Below are 18,235 nucleotides of genomic sequence, written 5' to 3' on the forward strand. Positions count from 1 at the left end.
ATTAAAAACAGAGGAGACTATGTCTTACAAAAAGGATAATAAAATCAAAAGTAACTTTACCACCATTACCATCAGTTTGGCCTCTCCGGAGTCTATTCTGGAGCGTTCAAGTGGTGAAGTTTTAAAGCCGGAAACCATTAACTACCGTACTTACAAACCTGAGCGTGATGGTTTGTTTTGCGAGCGTATTTTTGGTCCGGTAAAGGATTATGAGTGCCATTGCGGTAAATACAAACGTATCCGTTACAAGGGTATCGTTTGCGACCGTTGCGGTGTTGAAGTAACCGAAAAGAAAGTACGTCGTGAGCGTATGGGTCACATCAACCTGGTGGTGCCTGTTGCGCACATCTGGTACTTCCGCTCATTACCAAACAAAATTGGTTATTTATTAGGCCTGCCTACAAAAAGGCTTGACCTTATTATATACTACGAGCGTTACGTAGTTATACAACCAGGTATTAAAGAAGCAGACGGAATCAACAAAATGGATTTCCTGACTGAAGAAGAATACCTTGACGTATTAGATACCCTTCCAAAAGAGAACCAGTACCTTGACGACAAAGATCCTCAGAAATTTGTTGCCAAAATGGGTGCCGAGGCTCTGGAAGAATTATTGAAACGCCTTGACCTTGATGAATTATCATTCAGCTTGCGTCACCAGGCCGCTAACGAAACTTCTCAGCAACGTAAAAACGAAGCCTTAAAACGCTTACAGGTTGTTGAAGCTTTCCGCGATGCTAAAACCAGGATCGAAAATAACCCTGAGTGGATGATCGTTAAGATCGTTCCGGTTATCCCGCCTGAACTGCGTCCGTTAGTACCACTGGAAGGTGGCCGTTTCGCTACTTCAGATTTGAACGATCTTTACCGTCGTGTAATTATCCGTAACAACCGTTTAAAACGTTTGATCGAGATTAAAGCACCAGAGGTGATTTTACGTAACGAAAAACGTATGTTACAGGAAGCTGTGGATTCGTTGTTTGATAACTCACGTAAAGTTAACGCGGTAAAAACTGAAGGTAACCGTGCTTTGAAATCACTTTCGGATATCCTGAAAGGTAAACAAGGCCGTTTCCGTCAAAACTTATTAGGTAAACGTGTGGATTACTCTGCCCGTTCGGTAATTGTTGTAGGTCCTAACCTTAAATTACACGAGTGCGGTTTACCAAAAGATATGGCTGCCGAGTTGTTTAAACCATTTATCATCCGCAAAATGATTGAGCGTGGTGTGGTTAAAACAGTAAAATCTGCCAAAAAAATTGTTGACCGTAAAGACCCATTAGTTTGGGATATTTTGGAAAACGTATTGAAAGGACACCCTGTATTACTAAACCGTGCGCCTACGTTGCACAGGTTAGGTATCCAGTCGTTCCAGCCAAAACTGGTTGAAGGTAAAGCGATCCAATTGCACCCATTAACCTGTACGGCATTCAACGCGGATTTTGACGGTGACCAGATGGCCGTTCACGTACCACTTGGTAACGCGGCAATTTTGGAAGCCCAAATTTTGATGCTTGCTTCGCATAACATTCTTAACCCTGCCAACGGTACGCCTATCACTGTACCATCTCAGGACATGGTACTTGGTTTGTACTACATAACCAAAGGCCGTAAAACTGATGAAACACGTGTTGTTAAAGGCCAGGGCTTAACGTTCTATTCTGCCGAAGAAGTAATTATCGCTTATAACGAGAAAAAACTCGACCTGCACGCCTTTATTAAAGTGAAAGCTTTAGCTAAAGAGCGCGATGGCCAAATTGTAAGCAAAATTATTGATACTACTGTAGGCCGCGTGTTGTTTAACCAACATGTACCGGTTGAAGTAGGTTATATCAATGAGCTGTTAACCAAAAAATCACTTCGTGATATTATTGGTGAAGTAGTAAAAATCACCGGTATGGCACGCGCTGCCCAGTTCCTTGATGATATTAAGGAATTAGGATTTAAGATGGCGTTCCAGGGTGGTTTATCATTTAACTTGAAGGATATCAATATCCCTGCAGAAAAAGTTACTTTGATAGAAACTGCTTCTAAACAGGTTGATGAGGTAATGAACAACTATAACATGGGTTTCATTACCAACAACGAGCGTTACAACCAGATCATCGATATCTGGACACGTATCAACAACCGCTTAACCGCGAACGTAATGGACATTTTGAGCAACGATAACCAGGGCTTTAACTCTGTTTACATGATGCTTGATTCAGGTGCCCGTGGTTCTAAAGAGCAGATCCGTCAGCTTGCAGGTATGCGTGGTTTGATGGCGAAACCTCAAAAATCAGGTTCAGGTGGTGAGATCATCGAAAACCCGATCCTTTCAAACTTTAAAGAAGGTTTGTCTGTATTGGAGTACTTTATCTCAACCCACGGTGCCCGTAAAGGTTTGGCGGATACGGCGTTAAAAACAGCGGATGCTGGTTACTTAACACGTAGGTTGCATGACGTTGCCCAGGATATGATTGTTGGTGAAGTTGATTGCGGTACCTTACGTGGTATCTACACAACTGCGCTTAAAGACAATGAAGATATTGTTGAGCCATTATATGATCGTATTTTAGGCCGTACCACTTTACATGATGTTCATGACCCTATAACTAACGAATTGTTAGCAACAGCCGGTCAGGATATTACTGAAGAAGTAGGTAAAAGGATCGAGAACTCTCCACTGGAAGGTATCGAGATCCGTTCGGTACTAACATGCGAAAGCAAACGTGGTGTGTGTGCGTTGTGCTACGGCCGTAACCTTGCAAGCGGTAAACGCGTGCAAAAAGGCGAGGCTGTGGGTGTAATTGCAGCACAGTCAATCGGTGAGCCGGGTACACAGTTAACACTTCGTACATTCCACGTGGGTGGTACCGCGTCAAACATCGCGGCCGAGTCACAGATCAACGCTAAATTTGATGGTATCATCGAATTTGAAAACGTACGTACTGTAACTTACGAAACTCCTGAAGATGGTGCTGTTGATGTGGTATTAGGCCGTTCGGGCGAGTTCCGTATCATTGAGCCGGGAAGCAATAAAGTGATCGTTACCAACAACATTCCATACGGTTCATACCTGTATGTTGCTGATGGTGCTAAGATCACTAAAGGCGACCGTATCTGTTCATGGGATCCGTACAACGCGGTAATTATATCTGAGTTTGCAGGTATTACCCAGTTTGATGCTGTATTGGAAGGTGTAACTTTCCGTGAGGAATCTGACGAGCAAACCGGTCACCGCGAAAAAGTGATCATCGATACCAGGGATAAAACTAAAAACCCTGCCATCCAGATCACTGATAATAAAGGTAACATTATTAAAGGCTATAACATTCCGGTAGGTGCCCACATCGCTGTTGATGAAGGTGATAAACTACAAACAGGACAGGTTATTGCTAAAATCCCTCGTTCAACCGGTAAAACGCGAGATATTACAGGTGGTTTACCACGTGTAACCGAGTTATTTGAAGCACGTAACCCATCAAACCCTGCGGTAGTAACTGAAATTGATGGTGTGGTAACTTTAGGTGGTGTGAAACGTGGTAACCGCGAGATCACCATCGAATCAAAAGACGGACAGGTTAAAAAATACCTGGTACCACTTTCAAAACACATCCTTGTACAGGATAATGACTTTGTTAAAGCAGGTATGCCACTGTCTGACGGTTCTATCTCTCCATCGGATATCCTTGCTATCAAAGGCCCTGCCGCGGTACAAGAATATTTGGTTAATGGTATCCAGGAAGTTTACCGTTTACAAGGTGTGAAAATTAACGATAAACACTTTGAGGTTATCGTTCACCAGATGATGCAGAAAGTAGCTATCGAAGATGCGGGCGATACCCGTTTCTTAGAGCGTGAGGCTGTTGACGGATGGGATTTCATGACCGAGAACGATGAAATTTACGACAAGAAAGTTGTAACTGATCCAGGTGATTCAACTACGTTGAAATCTGGTCAGATAGTTTCATTACGTCGTTTACGCGATGAAAACTCGATATTGAAACGCCGAGATCTTAAATTGATTGAAGTGCGTGACGCTATCCCGGCTACATCAAGCCCGATACTGCAAGGTATCACCAGGGCTTCGTTAGGTACTAAATCATTTATCTCTGCAGCATCGTTCCAGGAAACTACCAAAGTACTGAACGAAGCAGCTATAGCAGGTAAAAAAGATTTAATGCTTGGTTTGAAAGAGAACGTGATCGTAGGTCACCTGATTCCTTCAGGTACCGGTTTACGCGAATACGAAAATATCCGTGTAGGTTCACAGGAAGAATTCGACCGCTTAATGGCTTCAAAAGCAGAAGAGCAGGAAGCATAATTTGCCTTACCTAATATTTTTAAAGCCCCTCGATAAATCGGGGGGCTTTTTTTGTTCCATTTTTTTAAAAAAACTTAAAACATTATAGTTGTACTTTTGTTTTAACCGAGAACTTTGCGCGATTGAATGCAGAATGATCTGCTATTCTTAAAAGTTGTGCAATCCGAAATGATATCCTCTCAAAAAGGCTACTTAATCAAGAGCGTCTTTTTGTTATTTTAGTGGCATGGAAGAACAAAACGAAAATCAGCTCAGCATCGAGCTTTCAGAAGAAATTGCAGAAGGCACTTATTCAAATCTGGCTATTATTACCCACTCAAGTTCGGAGTTTGTGTTGGATTTTATCCGTGTAATGCCAGGTGCTCCAAAAGCCAGGGTTAAGTCAAGAATCATACTAACTCCTGAACACGCCAAGCGCCTTCTTTCGGCTTTGGAAGATAACATAGAAAAGTACGAAGCAAGCAACGGGCGCATTAAAGTTCAGCCAGACCATCCCGGCTTTCCGATGAATTTCGGGGGAACTATGGGGCAAGCATAATTTTGAATATTATATTAAAAATGTGTTTTGATTAAAAAAAAGTTATCTTATCAGTCGTTTTTTGAAAAAAGTAATAATTTTTTATTGTTAATGTGAAATAGTGTGCATATATTGCATCGTTTTTTGTTACATAGTGCTATCTCCTATGAAATCATAATTTATGAGAAAAATCTTCCTAAACTCCCTTTTAATATTTCTTGTTTCTTTCAGTTTGTTTTCCTGTAATACAACAAAAAAAGTAAAATATTTTCAGGATATACCAGATTCTGGTAAACTAGTTAATATTGCAAAAGCAGAGTATTCTGATCCACTGATTAAGAACGATGATATCTTGTCAGTTTTTATCCAAACTTTAGATCCTACGGCTACACAGTTAATTAATTCGATAAACATTCCAACAACTACTACAGGATCATCGGGCTTGGCATCTCTTAGCCAAGCTTCTATGCCCTCAATTCCCGGGCAGCAAGGTGCTATCTCTGGTTTTTTGGTTGATCATGATGGAAACATAACTATTCCTGTTTTGGGTAAGTATAAGGCAGCTGGCAAAACAACTACCGAATTAAGAGATTCGCTTACAACTTTAGCAGGTAAGTATTATAAAGACCCTACGGTGATAGTACGTTTTGCTAATTTTAAAGTTACGGTTACAGGCGAAGTTGCAAAACCTGGTCAATATATCGTTCCTAACGAGCGGGTTAGTGTGTTGGATGCTATAGCGATGGCTGGTGACCTGACTGTTTTCGCAAAGCGTGAAAATGTGCTTTTGCTAAGAGAAAATCCAGATGGTACAAAAACGCCTTATCGTATTAATTTAAAGAAAAGTGATATTTTATCGTCACAGTACTATTATTTACGTCAAAACGATATAATTTATGTTGAACCTGGCGCTGGTAAAGCTGCTGCTACGGATGCGTCACAGGCTCGTTACTACGCTTTGGGGGGATCTCTATTATCTGTTCTAATTATACTTTTCACCAGAAAATAATACAATTCGAAGTATGCAATTTGATAACAACGAGATTAATTCCGGTTCGATACAAGGTTTTGATATCAAGAAATTTATAGGCAAGCTAATAAGCTTTTGGTACCTATTTGTATTTGGCATAGTAATTTTTGCCGGACTTGCATTTTTTTACACCCGCTACGCTACTCCCAGCTATAAAATAAGCAGCGAGATTACTATTGACGATCAGCAAAACGGGCTGTTGGGTGGTAAAGGAGGAAGTGGCGCAATGATGGACTTTTCAAGTTTGTTAGATATTCCAAGTAATGCCTACAACGAAATTGATATGTTAAAATCCCGCAGTCTTTTATTAAAAGTTGTGCAGGAAATGAAATTGAATATCGTCATCTACAAAAAAGGCCGGATTCGTTCGCTTGAGTTGTTTGACGAAGCTCCGTTTGATGTGAAAGTGTTAAACTCGTTAGATACTATTCGTCAAAGGGATTACGATATATCTATTAATAACGGTGTTATTAATATTACCAATAGCTACGAAGATATCAACATTAATGCAAAATTTGACCAGGTGGTTTCGTTACCTCAATATAAGGTTGTTTTTGTAAGAAGGGCTGATAAGCCAATTGAGGTAAGAGGATATAAATTAAGCATTGAGCCGGAAGATGGTAAAGTAGAATCGCTGGCAAAAAAATATGATGTACAGCTTACCAATAAGTTGAGTACAACTATGGAGCTTTCGTTTGAATACCCTAACCCTAAAAAAGGTGAGGCTATTTTGGAGAAGTTGATGGATCTCTACATGAATTCGAATCTTCAAAACAAAATTCAGATTGCAGATAGTACTTTAAGATTCATAGATGCAAGGCTTGGAATAGTGAGTAAAGAACTTACTGGAGTTGAAACTCAATTTGCTCAATTTAAGCAGGATAATAACTTAGCCAACGTTGATGAGCAATCTAAAGCATTGGTTGGTAACGCTTCTGACTATTACAATAAACTAAACGAGCAGGAAGTACAACTTAATATTGCTAATAGTATTGAAAAGTATTTTGATGATCCTACAAAAAAGAGGATTATCCCAAGTTCATTGTCTGTGCAGGATCCGGTTTTTCTTGAGGCAATAGGTAAATATAATGTTTTAGTTGCCAACCGCGATCAGTTATCACTGTCGTATAAGGATGATAATCCGGTAATGAAAAATGTTGACGAGGAACTGGATAAAGCGAGAACAGGGTTGGTAGGTAGCTTTAATGCTTACAAGAAAATGCTGACGCTTACTATAGATGCCTTAAAAGCAAGAAACTCCACTATAACAGGTCAGGTAAAAAGTGTTCCTAAAAAAGAAAGGATCTTTTTAGATTACGCTCGTCAGCAAGATTTGAAGCAACAATTGTATCTCTACCTTTTACAAAAAAGAGAAGAAACAGCTATTTCCAGAACGTCAACAATATCAGCCGCCCGTATCATTGATACGGCTAAAAGCGAGTTATTACCCTACAAACCGAATAAGGTTTTGGCGTTTGGCGTCGGAATTTTAATGGGGTTGTTAATACCGATGGGTTTTGTATATGTTAAAGACCTTTTAAATATCAGGATTGTAACCAAAAATGATGTTGTTGAAAATACCAGGATCCCTGTTTTAGGCGAAATTGGCAACAACGCAGATGGAAAATCATTGGTATTTGAAAATAGCTCAAGATCTCTGCTTTCTGAACAATTCAGATCATTACGATCCAACCTGCAATTTGTTATTGATGGGGGAAAGCCCAATGTTATATTGGTAACCTCCAGTATGAGTGGTGAAGGTAAATCATTCATTACTGCTAACTTAGGTAACGTTTTTGCCTTAAGCGGTAAAAAGGTTGTTTTGATAGAATTAGATTTACGTAAACCTAAACTATCGTTAAACTTAGGTATCGATCACAACAATGGTTTTTCTAACTACATCGTTTCTCGTTCTATCGATGTGGATTCGATCATTAAGCCAACCGTATTTTCTGAAAATCTATTTATTGTTTCGTCAGGTTCTATACCTCCTAATCCTGCCGAGTTATTGCTTAGCGATCGATTAGAGTTGTTAATATCAGAGTTAAAGAAAAGGTTTGATTATATTTTAATCGACTCTGCTCCGGTAGGTCTTGTTTCTGATGCGCAGGTTTTGGATAGACTTGCAGACGTTAGTTTATACGTTACGCGCCAGGATTATACGTACAAATCGCAGTTAAATATTATTAACGATTTGGTTCAGGAAGGTAAGTTTAAACGAGCTTATCTTATTATTAACGATATTAAATCGCGTAAAGGTGGTTTATATGGTTACGGTTACGGCTACGGTTATGGCTACGGTTATGGTTATGGTTATGGGTACGGTCAGGAGCCGGAAAAAACCGGGAATTTTTTTAGCAGACTATTTAAGAAATAGATCGGGCCTATTTTGCTTCGCTTTATGCTCTGCACCTTTTAATACTTTACACTACAGCTATGCAAAAAATTTTAGTAACCGGCGCTGCTGGTTTTATCGGACATCACCTGGTTTCTAAACTGATAGGTGAGGGACATTTGGTATGGGGGATCGACAATATCAATGATTATTACGATGTAAACCTTAAATACGCCCGCTTAGCCGAAAATGGAATAATTAAAGAAGTAATAGATTGGCAGAAGCCTGTAAGAAGTGTGAAATTTGACAATTATCAATTTATCCGAATGGATTTGAATGATAATGCAGAACTGATGAGTTTATGCGAAACCAATCAGTTTAATACAATTATAAATCTTGCAGCGCAGGCGGGAGTTAGGTATTCTATAGTAAATCCGTATGCATATATACAGTCTAATGTTTCCGGGTTTCTGAATGTTTTGGAGGCATGCAGAAACTTTGGTGTGCAGCATTTAATTTACGCCAGTTCGTCAAGTGTTTATGGGCTTAATACAGCGCAGCCATTTTCCGCGTCGCATGCTGTTAACCATCCGGTATCTTTATACGCGGCAACAAAAAAAGCTAATGAGCTAATGGCTCATTCTTATAGTCACTTATACAAAATTCCTACAACCGGTTTAAGGTTTTTTACGGTTTACGGACCTTGGGGCAGACCAGATATGGCCTATTTTAGCTTTGCAGATGATATTGTGAATAACAAAACTATAAAGGTGTTTAATCACGGTAATATGAAGCGTGATTTTACTTATATAGATGATGTGATATCGGGGATAGTAAATTTAATTGATCACAAGGCAATGCCTGATCCTGATTGGAAAAATGAAACTCCCGACCCTTCATCTTCTTCGGCACCTTACCATGTGTATAACATTGGCAATAATGCGCCGGTTGAATTGATGACGTTTATCAATAACCTTGAGAAAGCGCTTGAAAGAAAAGCAAATATTGAATTTATGGATATGCAGCCCGGCGATGTATTATCAACATGGGCTGATGTGGATGATTTAATGAATGCGGTTGGGTATACACCACATACAAAGCTTGATGAGGGAATATTACGCTTTATTGAGTGGTATAAAGAGCATTATCAAATTGGTGTTGATACTGCAAATAATTAATTTATTATAATGCGCGGTACAGGTAGGGTGATATATGTTTTTATGGTATTGGGCATTATACTCAATGCTGTAAGTACTTATTTTTATCAGCAAAATCTTGAGTCGATCATGACTGAAGATACCAACGCAGCATGGTATTTATCTTTGGGCTTGTACGGCGACCTTTTGATGTCGGTTGCTGCAGTTTTATCGGTAGCAACCTATAGCAAAAATTTTCCCCAGTATATCAGGTTTTCATATTGGGCGCTATTAATACTGGTTACAATTGCTTCTCTTGGAGATCTTGATAAAATGATAAGATTTCCAAGTATCATATATTCAGCAAAGGGTATAGGTACATACTTAAACATTGGCATAATGTTTTTTACAGCTGATTCGTTTTATCTGAAAAAAATATTGACGTGGTTTTACAGTTTATGCTTTATATTCCTCTTGCTTGCCTTTGTTAATATTTCGGCCGTTGGAGTAGCCTCAAACCGCGAGCAGTTGTTATATGCGATACGTGAATTTACAATTTACATAATTTGGGTATTCCCTTTTTTCTTTTACCAAAATTTTGCTAAACGCTATCTTAATACAGTCAACTACATCGCGTTCTTTCTTCTTCTGCTTTTGGTCATATCTACAGGTTCACGCGGGTATCTTATAATTTACTTTCTGCTATTTATAATCAAGATATACAGGCAAAATAAGTTTTCAAAAAGTTCGGGCATAATGATGTTTATCGGGATTATAGCCTTGATTGTGGGTGTTTATATTTTTGTAGTTACTTCTGATTTTTATCAAACTATTGATAGTGCTGTAAACATCTTCACAGATCGGGTTAGTGACGATAGCCGATCCGGACAATTGATTGAATTTTTTAATCAGTACGACGTTGGAAGTATTTTAACAGGCGTTGGCCCCACCAAAACCTGGAATTGGTCAGGTGCCAGAGGCCCATACGGCTATCTTGATAATCAGTACATATTGATTACCTGGTGGGCTGGATTACCAACTTGCTTAATCTATTTGTACTTGCTGGCTTGTAGCTTATTTAAAAAATCATACACTAAAGTGCATGTTGGTGGAAAAATTATTATAACCATGTGGGTGTTAGCTTGTGCGGGCCTGGCCATTTATGTAACTGTGAGCAGTGAGTTATATTATTATTTTATTTCGTTAATCATGGGTATGCTAGCTTTAAGTCATATAAAACCTAAGAAGGTGATTTCACAATGAAGAAGAAGGATAACTTGGGTGTTTTGCTATTGTACGTTTCAACTATTGTAGGTTTGGGATTTAGCTTTTTGGGTAGTATCATCAATTCAAAAATGCTGTCTAAAGAGTCTTTTGGAGATTTTAAATATATTCAGAGCTATCTATTATTAGTAAATTCAATCATCAATTTCGGTTTTTTTCAGTCAGGTAGCCGTATGATCGCTGCTTCAGATGATGATAAGAAGAATCGTACAATAAAGGGATATTTAATATATTTATGTTTGATGGGCTTGGTTATCATGTTTGTAATCACGCTTATTACACGCTTGTTTGGCACCAGGGTGCTATCAGACAGAATATTTCATTATATGCTGCTGTTTTTTCCACTTTTTCTTGCCCACCCCTTAATGAATTATTTTGAGTCGGTATTTCAGGCAGAGAGGAAATTAGTAAGCTATTCAATGTATAAAATGATTCCTCCAATAGCATATATTCTTTGTTTGCTGGCTGGGCGGAATTTTTTTAGTGGGGTGATATCTTACAACATTATCACTTATTATTCTTGTTTCTTGCTAACCTTTATTGTTTTTATTGTTACTGATAAAATCGAATACAAGGGCCGTACCCCAGTTTTAACTGAATTATTAGAACTCAATAAGGAGTTTGGTTTGCAAATGTATTATGGCTCATTGTGGGGAGTTGGTACAGGTTACATGCTCACCATACTTATCGGTTACTTCAATGTAAATAATGTTGATGTTGGACGATATAGCCTGGCTTATACATTTGTAACGTTGTTAACATTTTTACCAACCATATTCGGAACAGCCAACTTTAAATATTTTATTAACGCCGATAGGCTCCCACGTAAAGTTTTAGCTCAGGCAATAGGGTCATCATTGATATTATTATTGTTTTTAGTTTTTACCATCGACTTTTGGATTGGTTTATTCCTGAATAAAAGCTTTGTGATAGTAGGATTACTGGTAAAAATTGGTGCTATAACCGCGGTACTACATGGTTTTGGTGATTTTATAAATAAATTCTTAATAGCAAAAGGGAAAGGAAAGATTATAAAAAATGCAGCTATTATAACGGGGGTTATCCAGTTAATCGCGGCATTTATTTTTATCCCGTTGTACTCTGCTGTTGGTGCGATGATAGCAAATGCTATTGGCTCCGGTGCTTACTTTTTAATTTTTCTGATTTATTATTACAAAAATTATGAATATAAACGAGAGCCAGCAGTCGATTGGAAAGCCTGATTTATCGGGAAAAATATTCTCGAAGTTGCACTATCTCAAAATAGATATCAATTCTGTTTTTCAATCTTTTTTTAACAACATTACCTGGAAATTAAAGAAAGTTAATTTTGCCGGTCCTGCAAAATTTTATGGATTTGCAAAGCTTTACCGTTTTCCGGGCTCGATTGTAACTGTGGGTGAAAAATGTGCTTTCAGATCGGATAAATTTTCAAACCTAATCGGCGTTAACAGAAGTTGCATTATATCTACCCATTCGGCCAATGCTATTGTTAAAATAGGTAATTCATGTGGTTTTAGCGGGGTAAGCATTGGTTGTCTTAATTCAATAACTATAGGTGATAACGTACTTTTAGGAGCTAACGTAATCATTACTGATTTTGATTGGCACAACGTTCATCCGCAAAAGCGTAGAAACGATAGCGGAGGTTCAAAGCCTGTAGTTATAGGCGATAATGTATTTATTGGCGTAAATTCAATAATATGGAAAGGCGTAACAATAGGAAAAAATTCGGTGATTGGAGCAAATTCTTTGGTTACTAAAGATGTGCCGGAGAATACGATTTATGGAGGAAACCCCGCGAAGTTTATCAAGGAGTTAAACCCGGAATTGTTGTAAATATATTTTCCTTAGTCTGCGCATTTTCTGCCACGTTGTTTTATCTATAGTATTTGTCATAAACTGTACAATTGATAACATGTGGTTTCAATAATAAGGCACTTGGGGATTTAAGCCAAAGAGTTTAAACGTTATCACAATGAACGAAATTATTAAAGCAGATTTATACCGTTACGGCGGATTATCAGGAACCAAGGGTTTAATAAAAGGACTCCGTATCCCTGGCTGCAGATACATGTATCTTTTAAGACAGGTAGCAAGTAGCAAGCGTTTTTCGATAAAGTGGCTTTTCTTTTCAATCCTCAAACACAAATACGATTTTAAGTATAGCTTTCAAATAGATAGTAAAACGGAGATTGGGCCGGGTTTCTATATTGGGCATTATGGAGCTGTGGTAATCAATCCTAAGGCTCGTATTGGAAAAAATTGCAATGTTGCTCACGGTGTAACTATCGGTGCAGCTAATCGTGGCAAACGTAAAGGATATCCTACTATAGGTAACAATGTGTGGATAGGTACCAATGCGGTAATTGTGGGTAACGTAAACATAGGATCGGATGTTTTTATTGCACCAAATTCATTTGTTACAGTAGATGTTCCTGATCATTCGATGGTAATTGGCAATCCGTGCACAATAACTCACAGGGAAAACGCGTGCGAAGGATATATCAATTTTGTTTCTTAAAAGTTTTGAGATTAGTTATCGAATAAATAATTAGCTGGGTTAATTGAGTTAGTTTGTATGTATATAGTTCATTTAGGTATTTCTGGTTTTCCAAAGGGTAACGCTCCTATGCAAAGGATCAGGTTAACCTTTAAAGCTTTGTGGTTAGCCGGTTTTTTTCCGTTGATAGTTAATAAGCATAGCTTAAACGCGGTGAAAAAAGGTGTAAGGCTACAAAAGTACGATGGCATACCCTATGTTGAACTTTCGTATATAGCTACCAGGCCTAATAATTTTGCAATAAGGGCATTAAATAAAATTACCGGCTATGTTAATGAGTTTTTTTTCTTGTTTAAAAGAAGGAAACAGATCAAAGCGGCAATCCTCTATACTCCCCTTTTTTCTGAACTTTTTTACTATCGTATTTTATCAAAAATATGGGGATTTAAGCTCGTGATTCAATACGTTGAATACCGGTCTGCTATAGATAACAGGCAAACGTTTTTTAAGATACTGAATGATCGTTTGTTTGATGGATATTGTCATAAATTTTGTGATGGAGTTTTAGCAATAAGCGAATTTTTGAAAGATCACATTGAAAGTAAAGGCAGTAAAACCAAAGTATTAAAGGCGCCCGTGATATGCGATTTTAATGAGTTTTCGTACAGTGGAACTCCGGTTTCAAATCAACCTTATCTGATGTATTGCGGTACCATCAATTATTTGGAAGTAATTGAATTTTTGCTTGATCTTTTTATCGAGCTCAAAAATGAGGGGATATACAACGGCAATTTTTTGATGGTTATCTCTGGTGATAATAAGCCTGTATGGGATCAGTTTCGCGCACGTATCGCTCAAAACCCTTATGCTTCTTCAATAGAGGTTTTAAGCAATATTAAATATTCGGAACTGGTTGATCGTTACATAAAATCGGACGTGTTGGTTATTCCATTGCGCCGCACTATACAAGATATAGCACGTTTCCCTCACAAAATTGGTGAATACACTGCTTCAGGCAGGCCTATTCTTAGTACCAAACTTGGCGAGTTAGATCATTATTTTGATGATAACTCCGCTATTTTGGCCGATGAATACACCGTGGAAAGCTACAAGCAAAAAATGAAATCGACTTTGGCTAATCGCGATCTATCTACTATAGGTAAAAATGGGTACGATATAGGGCAAAAGAAGTTTCACTATGCTTCTGTAGCTGCCGAGATAGGAAATTTTATTGAAAATCTTTAATATTTATGGGCATTCTTAAAAAAATTATTTTTGAGTTAAAGCTTCTTAAGGCCGATCCATATCAAAAATGGGCTGTTTATGCCAAGTATATGGGAGTAAATTTTGGGAAGGGTGTTAGGATAACAGGTAAGCCCAGTTTCGGTAGCGAGCCCTACTTGATTACCATTGGCGATGATGTTACCATAGCACACGGGGTAACTTTTCATACGCACGATGGTGGCGTTGGTGTATTACGAAAAAAATATCCGGGTATCAACATTTTTAAAAAGATAGTGGTTGGCAACAATGTTTTTATTGGAAGTCATGCAACCATATTGCCGGGTATTGTAATTGGCAATAATGTTATTATTGGCGCATCGAGTTTGGTATCCAAAAATATTCCTGATAATACTGTAGTTGCTGGTGTGCCTGCAAAAAAAATTAAAACTTTGGAGGAGTATGAAGAAAAGGTTTTGCAAGATGCCGTATACCTTCTTGAAAATGACCCTCAAAAAAGAATTGAAAAAATAAAAGAGTTTGCCGGAAATAAATAAGCAGCATGAAAAATCAAAACGACAAAGTAATACTGATTGTAAATGATGCCTTACACAAAGGGGGTAAGGAAAGACGCATGCTTGAGCTTGTAAAGGGTCTCATAGCTAATGATTATAAAGTTGTTTTGGTGCTGCTATCTGATATTGTTGAGTACGAGTATGTGTATAGTTTGCCAATTGAACTTATTTGTATTAAACGGAAACGGAAATTTGAATTAGCCGCGTTCAATAAGCTTAAAAGTATCATTAAACAATATAGGCCTGGTATAATTCACTCATGGGGATTTGTGCCAAGTGTATACCTGGGGCCTTTGGCTAAAATTTATAAAATTAAATTTGTTAATGGCATTATTGCCGATGCTATTCAAAACCTTACAATCAGGAATAAATTTTACTTGATGAGTAAGATCTCGTTCCCTTTTTCGGATAGGATCCTTGCTAACTCAAACGCGGGTATAAAAGCATATCGCCCTCCCGCGGGCAAAGCGCAGTGTATTTATAACGGTATCGACCTGAAACGATTTGAAGGCTTAAAGCCCAAAGAGCAAATGATTGCCGAATTGCTTGGCAATGATGTAGCTACTAACCATAAAATTGTAGGAATGGTTGCTGCTTTTGAAGATAGGAAAGATTTTGAAAGCGTTACTAAGGCCGCGATTACCGTTTGTACTAAGATGGAGAACGCTTATTTCATTTTGGTTGGCGGTGGCAGTAACCTGGAGCGTATTAAGGCGATGGTACCTGCAACATTATCCAACAGAATAGTTTTTCCTGGTAAGCGCCAGGATGTTGAATCGATCAATAACATTTTTGATATCGGTGTATTGCTCACTAATTCAAGCGTACATGGCGAGGGTATTTCAAATACCATTATCGAGTACATGGCACTGGCCAAGCCAGTTATTGCAACCCGGGGGGGCGGAACCGATGAAATTGTTAATGATAATGTAAACGGCTACAGGATAGATGCCTATGCTCCCGATCAATTGGTAGAAAAGATAGAGTTGTTGTTAAACAACGAACAATTAGCGAAAACATTAGGTAATAACGGCCGTAAGCTAATAGAAGATAAATTCTCGTTAGATATTATGACGTCTGCCTTCATTAATGTTTATAAAGAATTAACAGCTGCAAAATGAACAAGAAAATAAAAATATGCTATGTGATATCGTCGTTAGCAAGAGGCGGACCGGTTAACGTACTTTATAATATTGTGAAGTTTATGGATCCGGCCGTATATGATATCTCAATTATAACACTTGTGCCCGAAAACGAGGCAAATAGGGTAAATGATTTCAAGCAGTTGCCCGTTAAGCTCATCACCGTTTACGGCACCGGAAAACTTAAGCCGGTAAGTTTATATTTTAACCTGAAGAAGGCGATCAAAGATCTCGCGCCCGATATAATTCACTCGCACTGTCCTCGGTCGCTCTTTTTATTGGGTGTAATGCCTACTAAAATTAAGCAATCATTCACCGTTCATATTTACCCGGGAATACAGCAAATTGTAATGTACGGCCCGTTAGCGGGCAGAGCGGTGATATTCCTATCTAAATATTTTATAAAGCGAATTGATTTACCTATTGCCTGCGCCGAAAACGTGGCCGACGCCCTTTGGCAAAATGAGCATTTAAAAGTAAAAGCTGTACCCAACTGTGGTTCATATTTACCTACAACCATATCTGCACAAGATAAGGCTACACTACGTGATAAATTAGGATTAAAACAAAATGTAACCTATTTTATATACATCGGCAGGTTATCGCGCGAAAAAAACATTGAGTTTATAGTTAGCACGTTTAATAAGCTAAAGATGAATAATGTTGGATTGATAGTACTTGGCGAAGGTGCGCTACAGGAGGTAATTGATTCATATTCGTTCCCCAATTTTATAAAACCTGGTTTTGTTGAAAATGTAAATGAATATATCCTGGCTTCAGATTACTATGTATCGGCATCATTAACCGAAGGGTTGGCAAACACCTTGCTTGAAACTATGGCCTTGGGTGTGCCATTTTTATTATCTGATATTCCGCCCCACTATGAGGTTTACAATAAAGATCCCGAAGATTTTAAGGGGGTGATTTTCAAAAATAATGATGAAGCCGATTTTGAAAAGAAGGTGAAAGAGCTGCTCGCATATCCAAAAGATAAAGCGGCCGAAGCAGGAAGACGCTGCTTTTCAAATTATTATACGCCAGAAAAAATGTCGCAGGGATATCAAGACGCCTATCAAGAGTTTTTGGCTAACTTATAGCATATCGATATTAAAATTAAGGCCTTCTCTTTTATAAAAGGAAGGCCTCAAATATGAAAAAGGAGAATCTTTATGAGGTTCTCTTTTTTTATGGCTTATTGATTTTGGTAGATCCGCACATAATCAATTACATATTTTGCGGGGAAAATAGTATCATCAATTGGGCCGCCGCCCGCTCCGCCAAGAGCCAGGTTAATGATCAGGTAAAAGGGCTGTTGATTAAAAACGATGTCCTTATCTTTAAATTTGTAGGTAAAAAACTCTTTATTATCAAATAGTAAGGTTACTTTGGTGCTGTCCCAAATTGCCGAATAAATATGGAAATCAGCAGAAAGCGGCCTATCTAAAGGTAAAAGATTATTACCTGTTTTGATTGGGGCGGATGTTATTTTATCTGCAAAATGTAAAGTGCCGGTAGTAAACTTAGGTATCCTGCCTTGTGCTTCCATGATATCGATTTCGCCCTGCCGTGGCCAGCCAAGGTTTGCCTTGTCTACTCCAAGCATCCAGATTGCAGGCCATGTTCCGGCACCAGAAGGAACTTTGGCCCGTACTTCAATTTTTCCGTACTTCCATGATGCCGTATAACGGGTAGTTAAGCTAGCTGATGTATAATGCATAAATGGATCAGACCTGTCCCAATCGGTGTTATTGGGCATATACCTAACATTGGGATATTCTTCTTTGTATCCGGTTATGGTTAAGAAACCGTTTTTTACATACACATTTTTTTTCCGGTCTGTATAAACCTGCTCTTCATGGCTGCGATGAGTTGCTCTTTCATATCCCCATTTTGTCGAATCGGGTGGACCGGTGTAATTAAATTCGTCCGACCATACCAACTTCCAGGGCTTAGTAGTTTGTGCGGCTGCATTTGAACAGTATCCAATAAAAATGCAGTAAATAAAAAGTTTTATTTGTGTTTTCATTTGCTTTAAATATGCAACGGTAGTTGCGGGTGTTTATTTTGTTGCCTTTTGTAAAGTTTTAATAGCGAAAGGTTTTAAACAGACCCGAAAATGCAGGAGGGGTTTTATTATCATTTTTAACCTATTGTTAATGCTGTTTTAAAAAGCAGATGCTATA

14 protein-coding genes are annotated in these 18,235 nt (G+C 38.3%); 13 read left to right on the top strand and 1 reads right to left on the bottom strand.

The features are described 5' to 3' along the window. Positions 1 to 19 precede the first annotated feature (19 nt). From rpoC to AAFN85_RS11105, 13 genes are all read left to right on the top strand, one after another. The gene (rpoC, locus tag AAFN85_RS11045; RefSeq protein WP_347527296.1) at positions 20 to 4,309 is read left to right on the top strand and encodes a DNA-directed RNA polymerase subunit beta'; all 4,290 of its coding nucleotides are present in this window, start codon (positions 20 to 22) and stop codon (positions 4,307 to 4,309) included. Positions 4,310 to 4,535: 226 nt separating this feature from the next. Continuing rightward, on the top strand, positions 4,536 to 4,847 hold the full coding sequence (locus AAFN85_RS11050; RefSeq protein ID WP_347527297.1) for a DUF3467 domain-containing protein: 312 nt from the start codon (positions 4,536 to 4,538) through the stop codon (positions 4,845 to 4,847). 160 nt (positions 4,848 to 5,007) lie between these two features. Then, positions 5,008 to 5,835: a polysaccharide biosynthesis/export family protein gene (locus AAFN85_RS11055; RefSeq protein WP_347527298.1), complete on the top strand. Its 828-nt coding sequence runs from the start codon at positions 5,008 to 5,010 to the stop codon at positions 5,833 to 5,835. 13 nt (positions 5,836 to 5,848) lie between these two features. Further along, entirely contained in the window at positions 5,849 to 8,233 is a 2,385-nt protein-coding gene (locus tag AAFN85_RS11060; RefSeq protein ID WP_347527299.1) for a polysaccharide biosynthesis tyrosine autokinase, read from the top strand. 59 nt (positions 8,234 to 8,292) lie between these two features. Beyond that, positions 8,293 to 9,369: an NAD-dependent epimerase gene (locus AAFN85_RS11065; protein WP_347527300.1), complete on the top strand. Its 1,077-nt coding sequence runs from the start codon at positions 8,293 to 8,295 to the stop codon at positions 9,367 to 9,369. A gap of 9 nt (positions 9,370 to 9,378) precedes the next feature. Further along, positions 9,379 to 10,590 carry a hypothetical protein gene (locus AAFN85_RS11070; RefSeq protein WP_347527301.1) on the top strand — a complete coding sequence of 404 codons (1,212 nt, stop codon included), beginning with the start codon at positions 9,379 to 9,381 and terminating at the stop codon, positions 10,588 to 10,590. After that, entirely contained in the window at positions 10,587 to 11,834 is a 1,248-nt protein-coding gene (locus AAFN85_RS11075) for an oligosaccharide flippase family protein (RefSeq protein ID WP_347527303.1), read from the top strand. The genes AAFN85_RS11070 and AAFN85_RS11075 overlap by 4 nt, the downstream gene beginning before the upstream one ends. Continuing rightward, positions 11,794 to 12,450 (top strand): acyltransferase, encoded by a 657-nt coding sequence (locus AAFN85_RS11080; RefSeq protein WP_347527305.1) that lies wholly within the window; start codon positions 11,794 to 11,796, stop codon positions 12,448 to 12,450. Before AAFN85_RS11075 ends, AAFN85_RS11080 begins: the two co-directional genes overlap by 41 nt. Before the next feature lie 139 nt (positions 12,451 to 12,589). Beyond that, a complete protein-coding gene (locus AAFN85_RS11085) occupies positions 12,590 to 13,135 on the top strand; it encodes a serine acetyltransferase (RefSeq protein ID WP_347527306.1) in 546 nt (181 codons plus the stop codon). Positions 13,136 to 13,243: 108 nt separating this feature from the next. Further along, positions 13,244 to 14,359: a glycosyltransferase gene (locus tag AAFN85_RS11090; RefSeq protein ID WP_347527307.1), complete on the top strand. Its 1,116-nt coding sequence runs from the start codon at positions 13,244 to 13,246 to the stop codon at positions 14,357 to 14,359. Positions 14,360 to 14,364: 5 nt separating this feature from the next. Beyond that, complete coding sequence (locus AAFN85_RS11095; protein ID WP_347527309.1) at positions 14,365 to 14,892, top strand: acyltransferase; 528 nt, start codon at positions 14,365 to 14,367, stop codon at positions 14,890 to 14,892. Between the two features lie 5 nt (positions 14,893 to 14,897). Beyond that, a complete protein-coding gene (locus AAFN85_RS11100; RefSeq protein WP_347527310.1) occupies positions 14,898 to 16,031 on the top strand; it encodes a glycosyltransferase in 1,134 nt (377 codons plus the stop codon). Next, positions 16,028 to 17,149, top strand: coding sequence for a glycosyltransferase (locus AAFN85_RS11105; RefSeq protein WP_347527312.1), 1,122 nt, complete (start codon positions 16,028 to 16,030; stop codon positions 17,147 to 17,149). The genes AAFN85_RS11100 and AAFN85_RS11105 overlap by 4 nt, the downstream gene beginning before the upstream one ends. A 95-nt stretch (positions 17,150 to 17,244) precedes the next feature. Here the strand turns inward: AAFN85_RS11105 and AAFN85_RS11110 are convergent, their stop codons facing one another. After that, entirely contained in the window at positions 17,245 to 18,078 is an 834-nt protein-coding gene (locus tag AAFN85_RS11110; RefSeq protein WP_347527313.1) for a glycoside hydrolase family 16 protein, read from the bottom strand. Between the last annotated feature and the right edge of the window lie 157 nt (positions 18,079 to 18,235).

Source organism: Mucilaginibacter sp. CAU 1740 (genome assembly GCF_039839285.1).
Classification (GTDB): Bacteria; Bacteroidota; Bacteroidia; order Sphingobacteriales; family Sphingobacteriaceae; genus Mucilaginibacter.